At 40.4% G+C, this 23,377-nt stretch carries 20 protein-coding genes and 2 pseudogenes; 6 read left to right on the top strand and 16 right to left on the bottom strand.

Features of this window, described 5'->3' with window-relative positions:
* The first annotated feature begins 73 nt into the window (after positions 1–73).
* Positions 74–1,339, top strand: a complete 1,266-nt coding sequence (locus NIS_RS00925) for an MgtC/SapB family protein (protein WP_012081549.1) — start codon at positions 74–76, stop codon at positions 1,337–1,339.
* Here NIS_RS00925 and purN read toward each other — a convergent pair.
* The 3 genes from purN to NIS_RS00910 are packed head-to-tail and all read right to left on the bottom strand — an operon-like array spanning position 1,296 to position 4,160.
* The gene (purN, locus tag NIS_RS00920; protein ID WP_012081548.1) at positions 1,296–1,868 is read right to left on the bottom strand and encodes a phosphoribosylglycinamide formyltransferase; all 573 of its coding nucleotides are present in this window, start codon (positions 1,866–1,868) and stop codon (positions 1,296–1,298) included. The genes NIS_RS00925 and purN overlap by 44 nt on opposite strands.
* Positions 1,865–3,259, bottom strand: coding sequence for a bifunctional ADP-dependent NAD(P)H-hydrate dehydratase/NAD(P)H-hydrate epimerase (locus NIS_RS00915; RefSeq protein WP_012081547.1), 1,395 nt, complete (start codon positions 3,257–3,259; stop codon positions 1,865–1,867). The genes purN and NIS_RS00915 overlap by 4 nt, the downstream gene beginning before the upstream one ends.
* Positions 3,243–4,160, bottom strand: coding sequence for a LysR substrate-binding domain-containing protein (locus tag NIS_RS00910; protein ID WP_012081546.1), 918 nt, complete (start codon positions 4,158–4,160; stop codon positions 3,243–3,245). Before NIS_RS00910 ends, NIS_RS00915 begins: the two co-directional genes overlap by 17 nt.
* A 107-nt stretch (positions 4,161–4,267) precedes the next feature.
* On the opposite strand from NIS_RS00910, the gene NIS_RS00905 reads away from it, so the two are divergent.
* A complete protein-coding gene (locus NIS_RS00905; RefSeq protein WP_012081545.1) occupies positions 4,268–5,323 on the top strand; it encodes a YeiH family protein in 1,056 nt (351 codons plus the stop codon).
* Between the two features lie 4 nt (positions 5,324–5,327).
* Here NIS_RS00905 and NIS_RS00900 read toward each other — a convergent pair.
* The 4 genes and pseudogenes from NIS_RS00900 to tig all read right to left on the bottom strand — a co-directional run bounded on the left by NIS_RS00900 (position 5,328) and on the right by tig (position 9,264).
* Positions 5,328–6,781 (bottom strand): annotated as a pseudogene (locus NIS_RS00900) (YifB family Mg chelatase-like AAA ATPase).
* 55 nt (positions 6,782–6,836) lie between these two features.
* On the bottom strand, positions 6,837–7,367 hold the full coding sequence (gene def, locus NIS_RS00895; protein ID WP_012081544.1) for a peptide deformylase: 531 nt from the start codon (positions 7,365–7,367) through the stop codon (positions 6,837–6,839).
* Positions 7,364–7,954 (bottom strand): ATP-dependent Clp endopeptidase proteolytic subunit ClpP, encoded by a 591-nt coding sequence (clpP, locus tag NIS_RS00890; RefSeq protein WP_012081543.1) that lies wholly within the window; start codon positions 7,952–7,954, stop codon positions 7,364–7,366. Before clpP ends, def begins: the two co-directional genes overlap by 4 nt.
* Positions 7,951–9,264 (bottom strand): trigger factor, encoded by a 1,314-nt coding sequence (gene tig, locus NIS_RS00885; protein WP_012081542.1) that lies wholly within the window; start codon positions 9,262–9,264, stop codon positions 7,951–7,953. The genes clpP and tig overlap by 4 nt, the downstream gene beginning before the upstream one ends.
* Positions 9,265–9,362: 98 nt before the next feature.
* Between tig and folE the strand changes: the two genes are divergently transcribed.
* A complete protein-coding gene (gene folE, locus NIS_RS00880) occupies positions 9,363–9,941 on the top strand; it encodes a GTP cyclohydrolase I FolE (protein ID WP_012081541.1) in 579 nt (192 codons plus the stop codon).
* On the opposite strand, the gene NIS_RS00875 is transcribed toward folE, so the two are convergent.
* Positions 9,913–12,180, bottom strand: coding sequence for a putative bifunctional diguanylate cyclase/phosphodiesterase (locus NIS_RS00875; RefSeq protein ID WP_012081540.1), 2,268 nt, complete (start codon positions 12,178–12,180; stop codon positions 9,913–9,915). The two genes, folE and NIS_RS00875, sit on opposite strands and share 29 nt — an antisense overlap.
* 161 nt (positions 12,181–12,341) lie before the next feature.
* Between NIS_RS00875 and NIS_RS00870 the strand changes: the two are divergent.
* Both NIS_RS00870 and NIS_RS00865 read left to right on the top strand, forming a co-directional pair.
* Positions 12,342–12,602, top strand: a pseudogene (locus NIS_RS00870) (NifU family protein); the annotation flags it as partial.
* A gap of 18 nt (positions 12,603–12,620) precedes the next feature.
* Positions 12,621–13,364, top strand: coding sequence for an arginyltransferase (locus NIS_RS00865; protein ID WP_012081538.1), 744 nt, complete (start codon positions 12,621–12,623; stop codon positions 13,362–13,364).
* A gap of 241 nt (positions 13,365–13,605) precedes the next feature.
* Here NIS_RS00865 and NIS_RS00855 read toward each other — a convergent pair whose 3' ends face one another.
* The 3 genes from NIS_RS00855 to NIS_RS00845 all read right to left on the bottom strand — a co-directional run bounded on the left by NIS_RS00855 (position 13,606) and on the right by NIS_RS00845 (position 18,374).
* Positions 13,606–15,099 carry an NAD(P)/FAD-dependent oxidoreductase gene (locus tag NIS_RS00855; RefSeq protein WP_012081536.1) on the bottom strand — a complete coding sequence of 498 codons (1,494 nt, stop codon included), beginning with the start codon at positions 15,097–15,099 and terminating at the stop codon, positions 13,606–13,608.
* An 87-nt stretch (positions 15,100–15,186) separates the two neighbouring features.
* Complete coding sequence (recJ, locus tag NIS_RS00850; protein ID WP_012081535.1) at positions 15,187–16,755, bottom strand: single-stranded-DNA-specific exonuclease RecJ; 1,569 nt, start codon at positions 16,753–16,755, stop codon at positions 15,187–15,189.
* Positions 16,752–18,374 carry a CTP synthase gene (locus NIS_RS00845; RefSeq protein ID WP_012081534.1) on the bottom strand — a complete coding sequence of 541 codons (1,623 nt, stop codon included), beginning with the start codon at positions 18,372–18,374 and terminating at the stop codon, positions 16,752–16,754. The genes recJ and NIS_RS00845 overlap by 4 nt, the downstream gene beginning before the upstream one ends.
* A gap of 86 nt (positions 18,375–18,460) precedes the next feature.
* On the opposite strand from NIS_RS00845, the gene NIS_RS00840 reads away from it, so the two are divergent.
* Positions 18,461–19,156 (top strand): DUF481 domain-containing protein, encoded by a 696-nt coding sequence (locus tag NIS_RS00840; RefSeq protein WP_012081533.1) that lies wholly within the window; start codon positions 18,461–18,463, stop codon positions 19,154–19,156.
* Here NIS_RS00840 and NIS_RS00835 read toward each other — a convergent pair.
* The 5 genes from NIS_RS00835 to NIS_RS00815 are packed head-to-tail and all read right to left on the bottom strand — an operon-like array spanning position 19,153 to position 23,230.
* A complete protein-coding gene (locus NIS_RS00835; protein WP_012081532.1) occupies positions 19,153–19,776 on the bottom strand; it encodes a M48 family metallopeptidase in 624 nt (207 codons plus the stop codon). The two genes, NIS_RS00840 and NIS_RS00835, sit on opposite strands and share 4 nt — an antisense overlap.
* Entirely contained in the window at positions 19,761–20,474 is a 714-nt protein-coding gene (locus NIS_RS09910; RefSeq protein ID WP_011979694.1) for a TOBE domain-containing protein, read from the bottom strand. The genes NIS_RS00835 and NIS_RS09910 overlap by 16 nt, the downstream gene beginning before the upstream one ends.
* Positions 20,475–20,488: 14 nt before the next feature.
* Positions 20,489–20,908: a hypothetical protein gene (locus NIS_RS00825; RefSeq protein ID WP_011979693.1), complete on the bottom strand. Its 420-nt coding sequence runs from the start codon at positions 20,906–20,908 to the stop codon at positions 20,489–20,491.
* Positions 20,898–21,314: a rhodanese-like domain-containing protein gene (locus tag NIS_RS00820; RefSeq protein WP_011979692.1), complete on the bottom strand. Its 417-nt coding sequence runs from the start codon at positions 21,312–21,314 to the stop codon at positions 20,898–20,900. Before NIS_RS00820 ends, NIS_RS00825 begins: the two co-directional genes overlap by 11 nt.
* A 59-nt stretch (positions 21,315–21,373) precedes the next feature.
* A complete protein-coding gene (locus NIS_RS00815) occupies positions 21,374–23,230 on the bottom strand; it encodes an EAL domain-containing protein (protein WP_011979691.1) in 1,857 nt (618 codons plus the stop codon).
* Positions 23,231–23,377 lie beyond the last annotated feature (147 nt).

The following is a 23,377-nucleotide window of genomic DNA, read 5'->3' as shown; positions in this document are numbered from 1 at the left end:
GAAGGCGATTGTGATCTGTATTGTTGTAGAATTGTATAAATGGTTTAAACCGTCGGTTTAAAAAGAGGAGACCATGGACTACGATCTTGTGAAACTGATATCTATAGCTTTGGCCATCGGTGTTATGATAGGGCTGCAAAGATCCCTCACCTACATTCTTAAAAATGATCATGTGTTTATGGGAACCAGGACCTTTGCACTGATAGCTCTTGGAGGGTTTTTAAGTGGCTGGATAGAGATGAAAGTTCATGGATTTATCCTACTTTCATTTCTCCTCTTTGGTCTTTTTATAGCCCTAACCTACTATTTCAAGGTCCAGATTTTTAAAAAGATAGGCATCACCACACAAATGGCTGCCATTTTGACATTCATTTTCGGCCTGATGGTATGGTACAGACTGGAAAACTATGCTGTTTTTTTGGCCGTTATTACGGTAGTGCTTCTTGAGATCAAACCGAAACTGCAACAGATCGAACGCCACATCTCACCAACAGATATCAATGCAGTCGTGCTTTTACTGGTCATGACCTTTATTATATTGCCTATTCTGCCGGATAAAATGATAGGACCATACAAACTTTTCAACCCATATAAAACCTGGGTTATGGCCATCATCATATCAGCTCTTAGCTTTGTCGGCTATGTAGCTATTAAAGTTTTGGGACAAAGACATGGCGTGCTCATAACAGGTGCCGCAGGTGGTCTGATCTCCTCCACCGCAGTTTCTGTCACGCTATCTGAAATATTCCCAAAACAAAAGAACCTCATCAAAATCTATACAGCAGGGATTGCAATCTCTTGGACCTTCATGTTTATACGGGTTTTTGTAGAAGCTCTTTTGATCGACTGGAATATAGCAAAACTGGTTGCAGTCCCCTATCTCCTCACTGCCACTGCCGGCAGTATCTATGTCTATTATCTTTATAAAACATCGCCGACGACTGAACTGACTTTCCATAATGAAGAGCTGGAAAAAAATCCTCTGCAACTCTCTGAAGCAATCAAGTTTGGCCTTCTTTTTGGGATCATTTATGGTGCTATCGCCTTTGTAGAGACAAGATATGGCGATATAGGCGTCTATGTTGTCTCTGTAATTTCAGGCATCACTGATGTGGATGCAATCACCCTTTCGTTGAGCGAAATGGCAAAAGAGAGTCGTCTAGGTCTCATTCCGGCATTAACGGGCATCGTCTTGGCCAGTTATACCAATACCCTTGTAAAGCTTGGTATCGTATACTGGCTAGGGGGAAAAGAGCTTGGATGGAGCGTAACAAAATTTACCACATTGATAACCGTTACACTTTTTGGTGGGATTTTTCTTTTAAAACTTTTTCTATAACCTTTGGATAGAGTTCATGCTCCAGAGCGTGGATTTTTTCTTCAAACTCCTCAAAGCTCTCATTCTCTCTATGAAAACATGCCTGGTCGATAATATCCCCACTATCAAGCTCTTCGCTGACCCAGTGTACCGTTACACCGGCTACCTTCATATCTGAATGATAACTTTGTTCAATCGCTTTTGCTCCTTTAAAAAGGGGAAGCAAAGAGGGATGGATGTTGATGGCATTTTTGATACGGTTTGTAAAAACAGGGGTCAATATTCTCATAAATCCGGCCAATACGACAAGATCCGGATCGACTTCTTCAATAACTTCTACCAGTTTTTGATCAAATACTTCTCGTGTCCCAAAGAGTTTGTGATCGATCACTTCTACATCGATGCCATACTTTTTGGCCCTTCCAATTCCTTTAGCATGAGGATTGTTGGTAATCGCTTTTACCACTAAAAGAGTTTTTTTATGCAGCTTCTGGATAATATTTTCAAGATTGCTTCCTGTACCACTAAAGAGAATAACGATTCTTTTCATAGATCTCCTATTGCCTCAATCAAATCGGACGGTCGCAAAGCGTAATTAGCGACATCTACTTTTTGACTTGCAACGGCATGCGCAAGGCTTCCTTGTATTGCAGCATCCAGTGGATCATATCCTTGAGCCAGCAGTGCACCTATAAGCCCTGTTAGAACATCACCACTTCCCCCTTTTGCCAACGCATTGGATCCAAGAGGGTTTACAAAGAGCTGATCCCCTTTGGCAATGATCGGATTTGCTCCTTTTAAAAGAAGTACCGCTTCCGGATAGGCTTCGCAAAATTTTTGTACAAACCCTATGCGATCTTTTTGAATCTCATCGACACTCACCTGTGCAATGGCACACATTTTGAGCAAAGAGGAGAACTCTTTTGGGTGTGGGGTAAGAACGATTTTCGGTTTTTGCAGAAGTTGCAATATCTTCTGGCTATAGAAAAGATCGGCATCTATCACGATAGGTAGATCTCTATTCAAGACAAGTCTTTCAAAATCCTCATCGCTATACTCTAGCCCCAGCCCCATACCAACAGCCAAAGCGGTGGTTTTTGGGGGTAGTGAGGAGGAGTGCATCAACTCATAAGGAACATGGATTTTTTCATACGTCACGACTGTTACAAGACCGGTACCAAATCGAAGAGCTGAGAGTGCCGCCATGATCGCCGCTCCCTCTTTCTCACCGGCAATGACACTTAAATGGCCATAGTTTCCTTTATTGGAGTCTTTTCGATCTCGATAGGGAGGTAGCAGATCACTCATTTCAAGAAGTTTCCAAAGACTTTCGCTCTCATAGAGTTTCTTGCTAACACCAAGATCGGCAACCTCGACTTCTCCCACATAATCTTTTGCATGATCCATAAAAAGTGCTGCTTTCAATGCTCCCATCGTAATCGTCAAATCCGCTTCAAAGGCTATAGGCAAAGGATTGCCCTTTATGTCTATTCCACTTGGAATATCGCAGGCTATTTTGAATGCATTCGTCTGATTGAGTCTATGAATGAGATGTACGGCATCATCTTTGAGTGGCTTGGCAAGCCCACTTCCAAAAAGTGCATCGATAACGATATCAGCTTCATCTATATCATCACTTACTTCTCCCCCACAGGCCAAGAAGCGATCCAGCTGCTTTTTGCACATCTCGCTTTTTGCCCCATAGGGCATCAAAAGCCCTACTTCATATTCGCCTAACAGTTGCCTGGCACATGCTACACCATCTCCACCGTTGTTTCCGGGACCAGCTACGATCAATATTTTCGCACCCTCATCCACTCTTTTTTTCACCGCTTCACTCAATGCCGCGGCAGCATGCTCCATCAAGATATCTTCGGGAAGGTTATACGTCTGGTAACATTTTTGATCCAAAAATCCTACGTTTTCATAGAGATTTTTCATAACTCTCTCCTAGTTTCGCTGCAAATCGGCTTCTTGCATAGAGTGAGAACTTTTTAAACAGTTCGCTTTGATACTTGTTTTTATAGACAATTTGGTAAAAATCCCTGCTAAAATCGTACCCTTTTATACTGATCTCATACAGTTCTCCGGACTCCAGTCTATCTTTTACCGCAAGCTTACTCACGCAGCTAAGACTTTGTGGTACCTCTTTTAAAACATTGATGATCGCTTCGGTATGGCGCAATTCAAGATAGATATTGAGTTCCGATGCAAATTTGCCAATTTTTTTGATAAATTCGCTTTTCGTTCCACTCCCCTCTTCACGAAGAACCCATTTATACTGAAGCAAGGTATCGATGAAATGCTCTTTTTTCGCTGCAAGTTCTTTGTCCCCAGTCACCACAACAAGTTCATCTTTACCAAGAGGCGTCGTATTGCAGTTTGGACAGATGATCTCCCCTTCGATATACCCTATATCGATATCGCCTCCTTCAACCATCTCCCTGATTTCAGCGGTATTTCCTATTTTCAAGGAGATTTTGACTTCAGGATACTGCTCCATATATTCACAAACAATATTGGGCAAGATATAATCGGCTATCGTTGTACTAGCCCCTACGATCAGTTGTCCTTTGTTTTCACTGGTCATGAATTCTCGTTCGATATCTCTCAATTTGTAGATGAGAGGCTCGATTTCGGTAAAAAAGATTCTCCCTTTTTCATTGAGCACTAGTTTTTTCTGGACGCGTTCAAAAAGTTTGCATCCTAAAATGGACTCTAGCTCTTTGAGTGACATGGAAACAGCAGACTGACTCAGGCCATACTTTTTGGCCACCTGTGTGAGATGTCCCATTTTGGCAACTTCCAAAAAGAGTTCCATTTGCCGTAGTGTTATTCTCATGATGCCCTCTATTTCAATTTTTTTTAATATTATATAGTGTTTTATTTATTTTGCTTATTAAATAAATATGTTTATAATTATAAATAAATTTCATCCAAAGGAAGGACATGGCATTTAGCAAGGAAAATATCAAATATACCCTCAACGGTATCCTATTTGTTGCACTATTCACTATTGCAGCGATCCAAATCTCACAAGTAAGCTTCATCAAAGCGCTCGCTATCAGCCCTTTGATTATCGGTATAGTCATCGGGATGTTCTATGCAAATACCCTTCGAAGCCACATTCCAAAAGAGTGGATTCCTGGAATCGTGTTTAGCTCAAAACAGCTTTTGCGATTTGCCATCGTTTTATACGGTTTTCGCATCACCTTCCAGCAAATTGCAGAAGTGGGTCTTGCTGGACTCACTGTCTCAACCATCATGCTAGCTACGACATTTATCCTTGGATGGTGGCTGGGTGTCAAGGTGTTTAAACTCGATCGCGATACCGCAGTACTCACCGCCTCAGGTTCCAGCGTTTGTGGCGCGGCAGCAGTACTTGCAACCGAACCTGTTTTAAAAGCAGAACCTTATAAAAGTGCTGTCGCCGTCGGAACAGTGGTTCTTTTTGGGACGATTGCTATGTTTACCTATCCTGCCCTTTTTAAATCTGGAATCCTTCATATGGACCCAAGCGTATATGGCATCTATGTAGGTGGAACGGTTCATGAAGTGGCACAAGTGGTAGCAGCAGGTGGTGCGGTGAGTGAACAAGCGATGAACAACGCCGTGATTGTAAAAATGACACGGGTTATGATGATCGCACCTCTCCTTATTATTCTTGGTATATTGGTATCAAAAAGTGTTTCTACTGAAACGACAGGTGAAAGCAAAAAATTCAAAATTTCCATCCCATGGTTCGCTGTGTGGTTTATAGTCATGGCTGGTATCAACTCCTTTTTGGTAGGTATCGAACCGCTTCAACCTGTACTTCATGGCATCAATGAACTGGATACTTTCTTGCTGACGATGGCTATGACAGCTTTAGGTATGGAAACGAGCGTAGAGAAATTTAAACAAGCTGGAGCGAAACCGGTCGCTTTGGCACTTGTTCTTGCAATCTGGCTGATGGTCGGTGGCTATTTCGTAACCAAGTGGTCGGTCGCTCTTTTTGGAGTATAATCTTTCAAGGCGCTACTGTGCGCCTTCTGTAACTGAGAGCCTCTAAAATATGCTGTTTTTCGATTATCTCTTTTTGCTCTAAATCGGCAATCGTCCTTGCAACCTTTTTGATATTCGCCAAAGATCGATGGGATAGCGAAAATTTGTCTCTTGCTTGTTGCAAAATAGAGTCTGCTACATCATCTAAAATACAATAACGCTCAATCTCTTGCTCTTTGAGCTTTCCATTCAACCTTCTTTGCCTTCTCCCTTTTTGCATTAAAAATGCTTGCAAAACCATTTCATGCATCTGCTGCGAAGTATAAGTAGCGCTATCATCAGCTCGCATCGGCGCCATCTGCACATACAGATCAATTCGATCCAAAAGGGGCTCAGAAAGCCTGTTTTTGTAGCGTTTTATTTCAAGTTCCGTGCATCTGCACTCTTTTTCGTTATCAAGGAGATTTCCGCAAGGACAGGGGTTTTGCGCTGCAACAAATAAAAAAGTCGTTTCATACTCTACCTTGCTGTGTACTCTCGAGATCAGCACTTTGTGATCCTGCAAGGGTTCACGTAACGCCTCAAGGACAGATTTTGCAAAGTGTGGCAATTCATCGAAAAAGAGTATCCCTTTGTGAGCCATAGCGACTTCTCCGGGCCTTGCCCCACTGCTTCCTCCACCAAAGATACTGGCTTTTGTGGAGGAATGGTGCGGCGACCGGTACGATCTTAGCGGAGTAAAACTCGGTTCTTTTCCATCCAACGCTGCCATTTTGGCCATTTCCAAAATCTCTTGCATACTCATCGGCGGCAAGATATAACGAAGTCTCTTTGCTATCATGCTCTTACCACATCCTGGGCTCCCTTCCATAAGCAGATTGTGGCACCCTGCCGCGGCGACTAAAGCGGCTCTCTTCGCCACCTCCTGCCCTTTGACCTCTGAGAAATCAAGAGGATAGGAAGGATCATAGTAGTACTTTTCACCATCTGCTTCGAGGTAGGGAAAAGAGAAGGGAATCGGTTGATGCGAAGGCATCTTTTTTGTTTTGAAAAACGTAATCGCTTCAGAAAGTGTTTGTACTGCTACAATATTGATATTTGGAATCTTTTGCACTTTTGACAAGCTCTCCAATGGTACGACCACTTTTATAGGCTTTTTGGCAAGAGATAAAACAAGGGGAAAGATCATCGCCGTATCTTTCACTACTCCATCAAGTCCCAGCTCTCCAAAAACGAAATAGTCTTCAAAGTCAATGTCTTCTTTTTGCAATGCAATGCCAAGGGCAATGGCCAAATCGAAATGGCTTCCATTCTTTTTGAGATCGCTTGGAGCAAGGTTGATCGTTATTTTTGGGGAGGGAAAGAGAAATTATTGGATAACAGAGCCGATTTGACCCGATCCTTGGCTTCTTGTATAGCGCTCGATGCAAGACCGACGATAGAAAGAGCAGGAAGGGCTCGGATAAAAGAGCTTTCCACTTCCACTACTTTTGCGTCTACTCCATCGAGGGTAGCGCAAAAGATCTTTTTCACCTTATACCTTCACACCGCTTTTGGCAGTTTTACGCTTCTTCTTCCACTCTTTTTCAAACTTTTTTCGCTTCATATAGGGAAGTTTTTCGATGAAAAGGTGACCATCAAGATGATCCATCTCATGCTGAACAGCAACGGCCAGTAGACCATCTGTCTCTAGCGTTTTTTTATTTCCGTAGCGGTCTTGGTATTCTACCTTGACCCATTCGGCCCGCTCTACATCATCGTAGTAGTCTGGAACGCTCAAACACCCTTCTGTATAAACCTGGGTTCCTTTCTTCTCGACAATGACGGGGTTGATCAGCTCAAGGAGATCCTCTTTGTGCTGTTTCCCCTCTTCATCTGGAAGATTGATAATGAGAGCACGAAGAGGTACGGCTACCTGGATGGCTGCCAATCCAATGCCGTTTTTGGCAACCATCGTCTCATACATGTCATCAAGCAGCGTTTGAAGCTCTTCGTCGAAGTTTTCTACCTCTTTGCTTCTCAAAAAAAGGCGTTTGTCAGGATAAGTGATGATTTGCCGAATCATCGAGCACTCTTCTCCAATACCTGATCGATGAGTCCATACTCTTTTGCTTCTTCGGAGCTCATGAAAAAGTCTCTTTCAGTATCTTTGGCTATCTTTTTAACTGATTGACCAGTGTTTTCGGCCAAAATCTCATTGAGTATCTTTTTGAGTCGCAAAATCTCTTTCGCTTGAATCTCTATATCTGTTGCCTGCCCTTGAGCACCGCCTAAAGGCTGGTGGATCATGATACGAGCATGCGGCAGGGCGTATCGCTTTCCTTTTGTCCCGGAACTGAGCAAAAAGGCTCCCATGCTGGCAGCCTGTCCGATACAGATAGTAGAGACATCAGGCTTGATGTAATTCATGGTATCGTAGATACTCATTCCGCTGGTGATCACACCACCGGGAGAATTGATATACAGATAGATATCCTTATCCGGATCTTCCGCTTCCAAAAAAAGCAACTGAGCCACGATGGAAGAGGCAACCGCATCATTGATCTCGCCACTGAGCATAATGATGCGATCTTTTAAGAGTCTGGAGTATATATCGTAGCTTCTCTCTCCCCTTCCCGTTCGTTCAATGACGTAAGGAATGTAGTAGCTCATGCATTTTCCTCTTGTTTCTCATTTTTTTTGCTCAAAAGATGCGTAAGGAGTCTATCTTCGATCATAGCCATTTTGATAGCTGGAAGCAACCCTTGCTCCTCATACGCTTTTAAAATCTCTTGTGGATTTCGTCCCATTTGAAGCGCTTCATAATAGATCGTTTGTACGACTTCTTGATCTGCTACGTTGATACCTTCCGCTTTTGCCAGTGCATCGACGATGAATGTAGCTTTGACACTCTTTTGGGCTTCAGGTTCGATCTCTTTTCGAAGTTCTTCAAGCTTTTCTTTGTTCTCTCGAAGCTCTTTGATCTCCTCTTCACTCATCTGTGCCGCTTTGTTGTTGAGTTGTACATCGATCTCTTGATCTACGATGTTCTTGGGCAAATCAAACTCGAACTTCTCAACAAGAGCTTCCACTAATTTTGGTTTGAGCTCTTCGTTGTAGAGTTTGGAAAGCTTTTCACTTTTAAGCTGCTTTCTCACCTCTTCTTTGAGCTCATCCAATGTCGCATCCTCTTTTTGGAGCATCTTTTTAGCAAGCTCATCATCGATATTAATTTTTTCTTTTTCTTTGATTGTATGCAGTGTCACTTCAAAATTTGCCTTTTTTCCTGCAAGCTCTTTGTTTGGATAATCTTCAGGAAACGTTACTTCGATCGTTTTCGTTTCACCCTTTTTCATTCCCTCGACCTGCTCTTCAAACCCTGGGATAAACTGGCCACTTCCAAGGCGAAGTTCAAAATTTTGTGCACTTCCGCCTTCAATCTCACTGCCGTCTTCAAGAGTCCCTTTAAAATCGATCACTACGAGATCGCCCTCTTTGGCAGGTCTGTCCTCTTCGATCTCTTTGAACTGAGCCATGGCATCGGCAAGCTCTTCGATTCTCTTTTCAACCTCTTCATCACTCACTTGCGGCTCTTCATACTCCGGAATCACCTCTTCGTATCCGGTAATGTCGATATTTGGCCGAACACCGATTTCAAGAACCATTTCGATTACTTCTTCGCCTTTTTCATATTTGGCAAATCTAGGCTCGCCAAGCATTGCCTCTTTTTCGATACCAAGTTCTTCAAGGGCTTGGTCTAGGGCTTCTCTGACAAGTTCTGCTTCTGCATCTTGTGCCAGTTTGTCACCATATCGTTTTTTGATGACCGCTGGTGGTACTTTTCCTTTTCGAAATCCAGGAATATTCATCGTTTTTGCCAGCTCTTTCGCTATCTTTTCCTCTTTTTTCTCTACATCTTGCTTTGCAATCTTCGCTTCTACTGTAGCGTTCGCTTCATTGAGCTTTTGCGCATTGATCTCCATCGATATCCTTTGAAAAAATTTTTGGCTCTAATTTTATCAAAATAATGCTTCAAACCAAATTTTTTGCTACAATTGACAAAATTTTCTGGGAGCTGCAGATGGATCGCCAAAAAGAGTTCGAAAACCATGTCAAAGCGATACTCCAACTACTTGGAGAGGATCCACAAAGAGAGGGTCTGATCAAAACTCCCCAGCGGGTTTACAAAGCTTTTTTACATCTTACAGAAGGATATCATAAAGACCCAAAAGAGGTATTGGGAGAAGCGCTTTTCGAATCGAGCAATGACGAGATGGTTCTGGTACGGGATATCGAATTTTACTCTTTGTGTGAACACCATCTGTTACCAATTATCGGCCGAGCCCATGTTGCCTATATTCCAAATGGAAAAGTGGTAGGCCTATCCAAAATTCCAAGGATGGTCAACGTTTTTGCAAGACGCCTGCAGATCCAGGAGCAGATGACGGAACAGATCGCCGATGCTTTGATGCAGACGATTGAACCAAAAGGGGTTGGGGTGGTTTTGCAAGCTCGCCATATGTGTATGGAGATGCGAGGGGTAGAGAAAATATGTTCTACAACGGTCAGTTCGGCTCTTCGAGGTATCTTTAAAACCAATCAAAAAACACGCGAGGAGTTTTTCAGCCTTATCAATGCTCCGCAAACGACGAGGTTCTAAGGAGTTTTTCAAACTCCTCATAAGGCATTGGTTTAGCAAGATAGTATCCCTGGAAACAATCGACTCCCATATCTTTCAGCTCTTCAAACTGCTCTTTTGTCTCCACACCTTCGGCAATCGTATTAAGTCCTAGGTTTTTCGCCATATTGATAATGGTAGATACGATAATATAGTCGTTACCGTCTACGAACATATCATCTATAAAACTTTTGTCAATCTTTAAAAAATCGATCGGGAGTTGTCTGAGATACTGCAAAGAGGAGTATCCCGTCCCGAAATCATCGATACTGAATTCTACTTTGAGCTCTTTTTTTATTCGGGAAATGATCTCCATAGCTTTCGAAGCATCTTTAATCAAAACCTGCTCAGTGATTTCAAGATCAAGATATCTGGAAAGAGAATGGTCAAAAAGCGATCGAAGAGTATTGTAAAAATATTCACTATAAATATCACTCCCTGATATATTTACAGCAATTTTCATCTTTTTGGGAAGACGCACTAAAATATTTTTTGCTAGTCGAAGCACCTCATCGCTGATACGCTGCATCATGCCGAACTCTTCTGCAACAAAAAGAAATTCCCCGGGATAAAGCAGACCTCTTTTAGGATGATTCCATCGCAACAGTGCTTCTGCACCCACTATATTTCGCTTTTGATCAAATTGCGGCTGAAGATAGAGAATGAACTCTTTGTTTTGCAGCGCTCTTTCAAGATCATATTTCACTTTATACAAGTGTTCTATCTCCCCTTTCATCTCCTCATTGAAAAACTGGACAGAGTTTTTATTGGAGCGTTTGATTTTATACATGGCGCTGTCTGCGAACTTGATCATCTCAAAGGCATTCTTACTCTTCTCATCGATTAAAGCGACACCTATGCTCACCGTGGTTTGAATGGTATGATCCTCAATGGTAACCGGTTTGCTGATCGCTTTTGCCAACCGTTTAGCCACCTCCATCCCTTCGATTAAAGCTCTATTCTTATCTTGTGAGATCTCTAGGAGCAGTATGGCAAATTCGTCTCCACCCATTCGTGCAGCAATATCGACTTCTCTTGTATATTCTTGTATTCTCTTTGCAATTGTTTTTAAAAAAAGATCGCCAATATTGTGTCCCAATGTGTCATTAATCTCTTTGAAATTGTCCAAATCCATATAGATCAGAATGCTGTATTTTTTATCACGCTTCACTTTTTTTATGGCCAGGTCGATACTTTCAAATAGAACGGTTCGTTTAGCAAGTCCTGTCAGTTCGTCATAGTAAGCCATCTCTTCAATTTTGTCTTGATACTCTTTGAGACGGGTTAGATCGATCACTACACCAAGGCCTTCTATAATCTGGTGATCGATTTGGATATATGTGGTATACAGCTCTACAAAAAACACTTTTCGCGAAAGAGTAGAGTGATAAAATCCCCGATACCAACCGTTTTTTTTCGAAAAAGGTTCTTTCAATACAGGCAAAATCCTTTTATCCTGCAATCTATTCATATCAAAACCCAGTAACTCATCTTTCGAAACACCAAGCATATGGGCAAAAAAATCATTACAATCGGTAATCCGCAAATCTTTGTTATAGAAAAATATTCCTAAAGGAATATTGTGAAAAAGATAATAAAACCGCTGAGATTGGATACTGAGATCTTTTTGTTTTTGCGAATAGGCCAGTTTGAGTTTCAATGTGTTTATATAGGTTTGATATGTCCGCAACGACAGATTGATCATCATCACAAGATAAAAAAGAAGCACAAAACCCATAACAGGATAAATGGATCCCGGAACAAAAAAAAGACGGAAAGCTACAGGCAATATAAGCGAAACCTGATAAAGTATTACGGCAGTTTTGGAATAATGCAGCGATGAGATTGCCCCGGCACTCAATCCCGCCATAACGAAAATAAAAAGAATTTGATCGAAAACACTTTTTGGAAACAGGAGATAGATCAAAGAGGCAAATCCCACTCCACTTAGAACAAGAAAGATGACAAAAAGAGAAAAGTAGTACTGCAGGTCGGGAGAGGGTGCCTTTTCATAGCGCCACTTGATTACGAGGCGAACGAGTGACAAGGAGAGCATGAAAAGAAGCCAAAAAAGCGCCTTTACACTCTTTTCATGACTATATACCATGAAACCGATGAGCGTTGACAACACTACAGTGGAACTTAACGAATATTTAAGATTGTTAAAGAGTTGATCAAGTTGCTCTTTTGTAATTTTTTCTGTGAAAATGTGACCAAGCATCCCTATTCCCTTTTGTGGTAAAAGTATAACAAATCAGGACTTCTATTTAAATTTTCACATTCCGCTACATTTAAGTGTGCAGTAGTATAATTAGGATAAAAATTATCTTAATTAGGAGATTGGCAATGGAAAACCAAACAACCCAAAACAAAACAGCAAGTTTTAAAGAGTTGCCATTTGAAGAGAAGTGGAATGCCATCGAAAAAGCGATAGATGAAGGCATCAGACAGTTTTTGGTGATGGATGGCGGAAACCTTGAAATCATAGATATCAAGGAAAATGGAGACTTCATCGATGTCTATATTCGATATATGGGCGCATGTGTAGGCTGTGCAAGTGCGACAACGGGAACCCTATTTGGTATAGAACACACGTTACGAGAAAGACTTGGCGAGCAAAACATCAGAGTTCTTCCTATCTAACTTCGCTATAATTTTGGTATGAATAAACTGCAAGAGTGTCATTCCATCGATTTTTGCACGCTCGACTATGAGTGTGCCTATCTGCCGAATAAAAAAACGAGAATGTTTTATCGCTACATCCCGAAGGCCACCAAAGAGTTGGCAAGTGCCTTGATCAAAAGAGGGTGGAGACGCTTCGGGCACTCCTATTTTCATCCTATCTGTCAAGGCTGCAGCGAATGCAAAAATCTTAGAATCGATGTAAAAAACTTCAAACCATCAAAAAGCCAGCGACGAGCCGCCAAAAAAAATAGAAATACAAAAGTCTATATCAACGAACCATCACTTACATACGAACATATCGACCTCTATAACAAATACCACAAGTTCAAAGAGAAAAAGAGCGGCTGGAAGTACATCGAGATGGATGTCCAGACATACTACGAAGAGTTTGTGGTAGGAGCACACGACTTTGGAAAAGAGGTCCTTTACTTTCGCGACGACAAACTGGTAGGGGTGGACCTGATAGATATCCTGGATGATGGCATTAGCGCAATCTATTTTTACTACGATCCCGACTACGAAAAACTCTCTCTTGGCATCTACTCCCTTCTCGTACAGATCAATCTTGCCAGAAATCTGGGACTTGATTGGATCTATCTTGGTTATTGGGTGGAGGGCTGTGCATCCTTTGCCTATAAAACAAAATTTCAGCCATATGAAATACTGGAAGGTTTTCCAAAAATAGACGAGGAACCGTTTTGGCAACCTATAGCGAACTAATCTCTTTTGAGTCGTCTTATGAAGTGAATAAAAACACGTACAATTAAAATCATACAATAGACAGCAAAAGTAAAAAGGAGAGGATGCAATAGGCCAAAAGGGGCCTCGGGAAGATGTTTGAAATGCTCTATTGGATGTGACAAAAGCTCTTTGTAATGCATCCAAACACATAAAAATATAAGTAAAAAAAGGTAGATCCCAAGCTCCCTTTTGATTATTTTGCCCATTGCCATGCCTCTTCCTACATCAATCCTCGAAGCATCAACGTCCAATACATCGGTTTTAGCATATACAAGTCAAATGCCCACCAGATCCATCGCGGTTTGGAAGGATCCAAAAATGAGAACGTCGGTGCCGGTCCATCATAGTTGAATTCTGCAAGCATTATCTTGCCATACTGGGTTTTTAAAGGACATACGGTGTATCCGTCAAATTTCGCTTTTGGCTCTTTACCTTCCATCACAGCGATCAAGTTCTCTTGGAGTACCGGTCCATGGTGTCTTGCACTTCCTCCTGTTTTTCCAAGCGGAATACCTAAAATATCTCCGATACCAAAAACATTTTTGTATCGTCGATGCTGCAATGTGTATCTGTCAACTTCAAGCCACCCTTTTGCCGTTCCTTTTTGCCATCCAAGAGGAGAGTTCGCCACAGCATCCACCGGCTTCATCGGAGGCACGATATGGATGAAATCATACGGCATCTCAACCATCTCTTTTTTGGTAATCCAGTCATACTCTTCTAGGTCCGGATCCCACTCCCCTTTGACTTTATAGGTATGCTCGAATGTAGCAATTTTTTTGACTGGATCGATTTTTCGTAAGACATGATTCCACTTATCTTCAATGTTGCCATACATTGGCGTTACTTCTTCGACAAGGGTTTTATTGTAAGAAGGGATTCCAAAAAGTTTTGTTCCTTTTTTACAAAAATATGCTTTTACATTTTTATGGACATCGGCTCCACCTCCAGGCCCGTTACCTCTCAAGAAATCGTCACTGAGGTATAAAATCTTTTGAGGCGCCCCACCACATTTTATAGGAGTGTCCGGTTGGGTGTAGATAGCCTGAACAGGATTGTCCGGGGATGCTTTTTCGGCTGCCGCTCTTAGCTGCTTGAACCACTCCCATGTTTTTGATCCACCACTCACATCCCCTTTGACCGGATCGTTGAGATACACACTTGAAATGCCATGTTTTCCGACAAGATCTTTACTCATTCCCTCGATTCGCTCATAATCATAGGCTAGACCCGTGGCTACAACCAAAAAGTCATATTTGACTTTTTTGTTGGAGTCAGTAATTACTTGGTTATTGTCCGGATCAAACTCTTTGACACTCTCTTTCACCCACTCTACATCATTTGGAATGAAATTTTTGTTTGGTTTTTTAATCTCATCGGCCGTATAGAGCCCTGCAGCCATAAATACTTGGCCCGGTTGATACAGATGAATATCGTTTGGAGCGATGAGGATGATTTTTGCATTCGGCGCACTTCTATGAAGTCTGGCAAGTGCCATGATTCCACCTGCCCCACCACCAACGATGACGATAGTCGCTTTTTTGTCACTACTGCTTCCACTTTCGGCCGCAGATGCAGTCGAACCCCCAAGTCCAAAAGCTCCTACTGAGCCAAGCCCCATTATCTTGAGAGCATCCCGTCTCGATAGTCCCTCTTTTTTCAACAGCTCTTCCATCACTTCTTGTGCCTGCTTCAGTTTCTGTTTCTCTGACATATCCACTCCTGAATGAAATATTTATATTAGATGCAATTATTACATTAATAACTTTTAATTATTATTAAATTTTGGTGATAATTGTCATCAAACTATTTTCTTGATATGCAACTGGATGTAGATAGAGTTGTTGTAAATATTTTTTACAGGCTGATACACGATATCGATCCTGTCATTTTGCAGATCTGTTTCATTATGGAAATGAATAGCCTTGAATATATTGCCATTTTGCCTGAGTGTCATCAAAAGATGTCTCCCATCCTCTCCGACTCCTCTTTTTTCCAGTACCTCTACATGAGAAGCAAAAAATTTCGGCATTGGATTACTTTCTCCATAGGGTGCAAAGCTCTCTAGGATATCGATCAGTTCCCAATCTATCTCACTAAAAGGAAGCTCTCCCAATACTGTCGATGTATCGATGAAATCTTCTTGTGGAATTTTTTGGGCGAGTAGATTGATAAAGTCTTTGAAGGGTTGTAGATGCTCTTTTTTCAAGCCAAGTCCCGCAGCCTTTTTATGTCCTCCAAAGCGAGTGAGATATTGACTCGATCCTTCTAACAGCTTATACAGATCTACTGCGCCCACACTGCGTCCACTCCCTTTCAATTCCCCATTTTTATCCGTTGTCAAAACAATTGCCGGTCTGGAAAACCGATCCACCAATCGAGAAGCCACTATACCCACGACCCCCTCATTCCAATCCTCTCCCGCTACAACGATGACTCTTTCATCTCCTACTTGTTCCAAGGATTCTTGTAACACCCGCCTCTCTTCCTCTTTTCTTTGCATATTGAGTGAAAGAAGTCTTGCATAATAGACGCTCGCGTCAAAAAAATCCTTCGCATTCAAAAACTGTAGCGCCAAATTGGCATCTTCCATTCGTCCGGCACTGTTGATAATGGGAGCGATGGTAAATCCTATGTCTTCAGAGTGAAAGGTGTGTTTTTTCAAAACTGAACGAAGATAGGCTATGGCTGGTCTTTCGCTTCGTTCAAACATCTTCAAGCCGGCTTGTACCAAAGAGCGGTTGATATGTCGAAGGGGCATCACATCGGCTATAATTGCAACAGCCAAAATATCCAGAAACTGCTTCATATCTACATCCAGCCCTAAATCCTGCTTGAGCTGTCCTATCAAAAACCAGGCAACCTGCGCTCCACAAATTTCTGGGTAAGCAAACGAACATTGCTCCTGTTTCGGATTGACGATGGCATAGGCTGGTGGCAGGGTCTGGGGAGGTGTGTGGTGATCGGTTATAATGAGATCGATCCCTTTTTCTTGGCAAAGCGTTGCCGCTTCATGTGCGCTGATGCCGTTATCCACGGTAATAATCAGATCCACATCACCCAACTCTTCGATAATTTTTGGGCTCAAACCATATCCGTGTCTGAATCGGTTGGGGATTTTTGCCTCGATTGGATAGTCTATCAAGCTAAAAAACTCTTTCATCAAAGCGGTCGAAACCACTCCATCCACGTCATAATCGCCTACAATAGCAATTTTTTCCCCATTTTTGATAGCATCGGCGATACGCAAAGAGGCTTTTTGCATATCCTTCATGGAGGATGGATGCGGAAGCGAAGAGAGTTTCACGAACCCCTCTTTGAAACGCTCCTGCAGTATTGTAAAAATATCTTGTTTTGTCAGTACTCTCATCTATGCTCTAAAGAGTTTTTGATAAAAGCTGTAATGAGAGGATTTGGCTTTTGCAAATGGGAAGTAAATTCTGGATGGAATTGAACACCTACAAACCATGGGTGTTTTTCAATCTCTACAGCTTCTATCAGTCCCTCTTCACTCTCCCCACTCACGATCATACCGTTTGACTCCAACATATCCCGGTAGTGAGGATTTGCTTCGTATCGGTGTCGATGGCGCTCGTAAATCACATCTTGATGATGATACGCCTCCCACAATTTTGTTCCCTCTTTCACTTTGCATGCGTACTCGCCAAGTCGCATCGTTCCCCCCATAGGAGAGGTGTGGGTTCGAATCTGTTTTTGGCCCGATGTATCGATGAATTCATCTATCAAGTAGATAAAAGGATGTTTTGTATCGGGATCAAACTCCATAGAGTTTGCATCTTCGATACCCAAAACATTTCTTGCAAACTCTATAATGCTAAGCTGCATTCCAAGACATATTCCAAGATATGGAATTTTATGCTCTCTTGCGTATCGAATGGCCTCGATTTTGCCTTGAACGCCCCGCTCACCGAAGCCGCCGGCAACCAAAATACCATGAACATCTTTCATAAACTCTTCAACCCCTTCTGCCTCAATAAGTTCGCTATCCACCCACTTGATATTCACTTTCGTATCAAGCGCCGCTCCGGCATGCACAAGGGCTTCTGTCAAAGACTTATAGGACTCTTTGAGCCCCAGGTATTTACCCACAAAAGCGATCGTTACCTCATCTTTTGGTGCTATGATCTTCTTGACGATCATATCCCACTCATCCATCTGGGGTTTGAGATGGCCAAGCTTCAATTGATGTGAGATCGGTTCAAGAATATTTTGCCTGAGGAAATTGAGGGGCACTTTGTAGATAGTTTCTGCATCTTTTGCTTCTATGACACTCTTTTCCGGAATGCCACAACTTCTAGCGATCTTCATTCTCACATCGTTTGGAAGGGATCGTTCACACCGCGCTATGATCATATCTGGACTGATACCGATACGTCTAAGCTCTTGAACGCTATGTTGGGTCGGTTTGGTTTTTAGCTCACCAGCTGCAGCAATGTATGGGACAAGGGTAACGTGGATATTGTACGCTTTGTGCACTCCCAAATCGTGGGTCAATTCTCGAATCGCTTCTAAAAAGGGGAGTCCTTCTATATCACCCACCGTTCCACCAAGCTCCACAATCAAAACATCTTTGCCTTTTCCGGCTTTTCTGATACGACTCTTTATCTCTTCAACGATATGTGGAACAACCTGGATCGTTTTTCCTAGATAGTCTCCCTTGCGTTCCCTTTGAATCACCGAAAGATAGACCTGTCCCGTCGTGAAGTTGTTCAGTTTGGAGAGTTTCACATCCAAAAAACGCTCATAATGGCCAAGATCCAAGTCTGTCTCCGCTCCATCTGCGGTTACAAAAACCTCGCCATGCTCTAAGGGGGACATCGTTCCCGGGTCTACATTGATATACGGATCGATTTTGAGTATTGAAACATCCAAACCGCTATTTTTTAAAAGTGCACCGATACTGGCACTAGAAATTCCTTTTCCAAGTGAACTGAGAACACCACCTGTAACAAATATATATCTGGTCATCTCCAACCCTCGTTTTTTAAGAAAAATTTTATCTAAATATTGCTTAATATTCGTTTGGTACAATCTCGTTCCAAAAAGGAAAAGAGATGAGAAAGTTTTTGATTCTTCCCTGTATCTGTATTGCGCTTTTTGCCAAGACTGATCAAAAAATAGAGTTCGGCTATTTCGCTACGACAGGGAACTCCGATTCCAGTTCCGTAAGTGCTGGCTACTCTCTTCAAACCTACTGGACAAAGTCGATCAAGTTTGATCTCAAAGCGGATATGCTCTATTCAAGAAAGGACGGGGAAACAGATAATGAGCGCTATAGACTCTATAGCGATCTCTTTTTCAATTACGACAAACGCCTTTTCACTTTTATGAAGTTTGGATTCTTGCGCAACAGATTTGAAGGATACGATGCCCAGTACAGCGTCAACCCGGGAATCGGATACAAGCTCTCAATTAATAAAAAGCATGAAGTCAACGTTCTGGGCGGGTACGAATATCGCTACAATGATCTAACAACGAACCAAAAACAGGATTTTCACTACATAAAAGCAGAAATCGACTATACCTATCATATAACAACGAAAAATAGTTTGACAACAAATTTCTATACCATCAAAAATCTGCAAAAGAACCAAGATTATGAGAGCAAACTGGACGCTGCTTTGAATCTCCATATCGTTGACCAACTAGGACTGAAGTTCTCCTATGAAATCAAATATGACAATCTTCCACCAGCCGGTAAGAAAAAGACAGACACACTGACAAAACTCTCTTTAACCTACGCCTTTTAAATATCATCCACCAAAAAAGTGGCTAGTCTCTTATGACGCTCTTTGTAATCTGGCATTCTCTTTTCCACGAGTCTCCAAAACTCTTTGGAATGGTTCATATACATCAAATGTGAAAGTTCATGGATGATGATATAGTCAATGAGTTCTGGCGGAAGCATTACCGTTCTGTAGCTAAAATTGAGATTTTTCTTTGATGTACAGCTCCCCCATCGCTTCTTAGCACTTGTAATTTTCAAACCGTTATATAGACAGTTATATTTTGATGCAAGTTGTTCTGTTCTGTGGTATATATACTTTTTGGCAAAATCTTTATAAAAGCTTCGAAAAGCCTCTTTATTGGGTTCCTTGGACCAAAAAACTCCATCGTGAAAGCAAAGCTTACCAGTGCCTTTATATAAAGGATAGCGTTCTCCCAAAAGTAGAAAAGTTTCACCAAATTCAAATTTTCTCCTCGTTTGAAGCTTTTTTCGTATCGCTTCTTCTATCCATGATCTGTGGGTATGTACGAAAGTCTCAATACTACTTTTTGATACCCAAAAAGGGGCCTTGACAACAACTTCGTCATTATGGATTTCTATCTTGAAACTTTTTCGCCGCTCCCTCTTTAATCGATACTGCATGGAATCACCTGGATACTTTTTGGCTTGATCGATACATAAGCCAAACCATTTTTAAGCTCAACCTTTCCTTCAATGAAAACCTCATGATCATCAACGATCAGTTTTGTTTTTCCATTCTCTTTGCCTGCATAGATTCCTTTTAAAAGATTATCACCTTTTTGGTTTGCGGATGATGGATCAAATACAAAAAAGACTTTTTGCCCTATAAAAAACTGCTCTTTTGGTTTCGACAATCGCGCTTTTAAGCGGTTTCCTCCACATAACCCGGTAATCAAAACATCTTTCCCTTTGGGCTTCACCTCTTCTATCACAACGGATATTACATTTTTATATAATGAGTTTTGTAAAATCTTTTTGAACTCTTTGAGTCCATTCATTGCTTCATAGTTTTTGATCAAAACATTGAGTTTCTGCTCAATTTCTAAAAGCTCCTTCATCTTTTGCAACACCATTTTGCCAAACGGTGTCAGTTCACTTCCCCCACCCCGTATACCACCGATTTTGGATGATGTGAGCTGATTCTTTCCACTGTTGAGAAGAGCCAAAAGATCCCATGCTCCCTTATAACTCATTCCACTCTTTTTGGAAGCCCGAAGTAGGGAACCCTCTTCTTGTAAAGCTTCTAAAAGCGTACACACTTTATGAATATCCATTTTTTTCCCGCCAACCTCCAAATAGGGACTAAAACCGAGTTTCATGTGGGACCTTTACGCTATTTTTTTCGATTATAACGTATCTTTATTGAGAGTTTCATATCCTTTTGCAGCGACTGTAACAGAGTATCAACTATTTTTTGTGTTACACATCCTTTAAAATCGACTTGGTCTCTATACAAAAGCTTGTTATTTTCAAAAAGTTCCAAGCGTAAAAAACCATCAAAATCGCTACCTAGAGCTTTTGCTTTTACCGAAGTACAGGTAGATATAAAATGTGAAGAGGTTTTTAGGATAAAAGGGCAATCGTTTTGAAAATCGATTCTTTTTTGAAGAGCATAGGCAATGATGGGATTTGCAGCTTGAAGTTTTAGACACGTTACAGGAGTAGATGGAATAGCGTAGATTTTTTTGTAGACTCTGGATTCACATCCTAAAAACAGTAGGGGCAAAAGCCCCAGTATCAGTTTATATCTCACCCGTATGTGCTTTATGTGCAGCGATCCAGTCTTCTATATTTCCGCTGAATGCATAGACATTTTCATATCCAAGCATTTCAAGATATCCTTTCACTCTGTTGGCAAAAAAACCTTTTAAGCACGCTGTGATAATAGGGGTCGTTTTATCGGCCGGCAAGATGTCAAGATACTCAGTAAATTCAGTATACGGAGTATAGTAGCTATCTGGGATATCAGCCTCTTCTGCATTTTCACCGCTTACTTTTGCAGGCGGTCTGACATCGAGTAAAATCGCTCCAGCTTCTTTTAATAGCTCCATCGCTTTTTCCATGTCCACATTACCGAGCTCTGGTTTGTCTTTGTTTAGGTCGATCTGCTCTTTAATTCTTTGCGCTATTGTTTGTTCGAATTCTGTTAGTTTAGCCATTTTGGCCTCCTTTTAGCTGTTTTTTAAATTATAATGCTTTTGAAGAAAATTTTTTGCTACTAAAGTTGCGCTTGTATAAGGAGTGGTTCAGGTTTGCCGATATAATATCCTTGAATCATATCAACACGATCAGATAAAATTTCAAATAGCTCTTTTTTATCTACAAATTCAGCTATTGTCTTAAGCTGTAAATTATCTGCAAAAGCGATTATTGAGTCTAAAAGTTTTTGCATTTTTGTGTCAATCAAAATATTTTGTATTATTGAACCATCTATCTTTATATAGTCAATATCAAGTTTTGCAAACTGAGCAAAATTAGAATACCCGCTACCAAAATCATCAAGTGCGAAAGAGACATTATATTGCTTAAAGAACTGTATAAATTCATTTAATAATTCAAACTCTTTTAAAGCTTCACTTTCAACAATTTCTATTGTTAATCGTTTCGCAACTTCTGGCTGTTGTTTACATAATGTATCAAGTAAAATTTTAATATTTTTATCTTTAATATCTTTCAGTGTAAAATTTATACTAAAAGTAAAATTATTGTTTGCAAACGTTTGAAAACTTTTTATAAGTAGTGACTTTGTAAATTCGGTATAGAATGGAGCTTCAATCAACACTGAAAGAAATTCACCAGGAGCTAATATTTTACCGTCGAATTCCAATCTCATCAACACTTCATATTTCAAAACTTTTTTTTCATTTTCATCAGTACTGTAAATTGGTTGGTAATAAGAAATAATATTATCTTTTACCATGATTTCTTTGAGTTTTTGCGTCAGAGTAAGTTCATTTTTAACTTCATGAATCATCTCTTTTACTGTTCGTGAATCTAAAAGTTCCCTTTTTTCACTTCTAAATAAAGCAAATTCACATGATTCTAGCGATTGAGGAACAAATTCATCAAATGCTCCATAAAAATAAATCGTAAATGGTTCATCTTTTGTTTTTATTTCTATTGATCCATTGATTTTTTGAAAAAACTGATAAATATCCTCTTCTTTATCAAATAAAATAGCAAATTCATCTCCATATATACGGTAACATTTTACAGCACATGTTTGTAATAGTTTATTAGCAATATTTTTCAAAATTCCATCACCAAAATCATAACCATATAGAACATTGAGTCTTGAAAAAGAATGTACATTCAAAATTAGGAGATAAAGATCAGAAAACTTTTGAAGATCCTTTAATAATTGAAATCTGTTAGGCAATTTAGTAATTGGATCAACATAAATAGAAAGAAGTTCTTCTTCTAAAAACATACCACTTAAAAGCGTTGTCATTTTTAGAAAAAGGGCTATTAGCTCAATATAAGTAAGATTAAAATAAAAATAGCGTTTTTGTTCGTAAAAATTGACAACTTCTTGAGCACATTCGTATAATTCTGTATTCGTTTTTAAAAAGTCTTTCTTGACAACTTCATTATCAAAAAATATTCCACTTCTCTCATTCACAAATTTAATAAATTTAGAAATTCTACCGTTGATTTTTGGAGGCTCAGTTTCATGGACAAAACTATCAATCAAATGTTCCAACCAATTAAGTAATTCAGTAACAATTGCCAAATCCCCCTTAGAGACGAGGTTTGGATTATTATTGATTCCAAGTTTTATACTTTCTATCTCTTGTGGAAGTCTTTTTTTCAGATAACCTTTAGCTACCATATCCCGGATAACAAGATACCTTTCATATTCGGAATCACTCAATTTTTGAGAGAAAAGATCCAAAAGAATTGCAAGTTTAGAAAAACTAATCCTTCTTTCAAAAACTTGGGCACCTAAAGCTTCTGCTTCTTCTATTGAGACGGTATCTTTTACTAATGTTGATAATAATTCATTTAAAAAATTTTCATGTTCCATTTTAATCCATTGAAAATACTTTTTATTTTCTTGCAAAAAGTTTTCCATTCTTTCCTTTCACAAAAACATATTACATTTTACACCGATTATTTTAAAAATTATTTAAAATATCAATGGATAGTTGTGATAATACACAATGTTTTTGATACTCTTTTATTTACTCTTTTGGAGCATGATCGATATTAAGTCGCACAA

Origin of the sequence: Nitratiruptor sp. SB155-2, from assembly GCF_000010325.1 — a bacterium.
Classification (GTDB): Bacteria; Campylobacterota; Campylobacteria; order Campylobacterales; family Nitratiruptoraceae; genus Nitratiruptor.
This window is presented reverse-complemented; position numbering and strand designations above follow the sequence as displayed.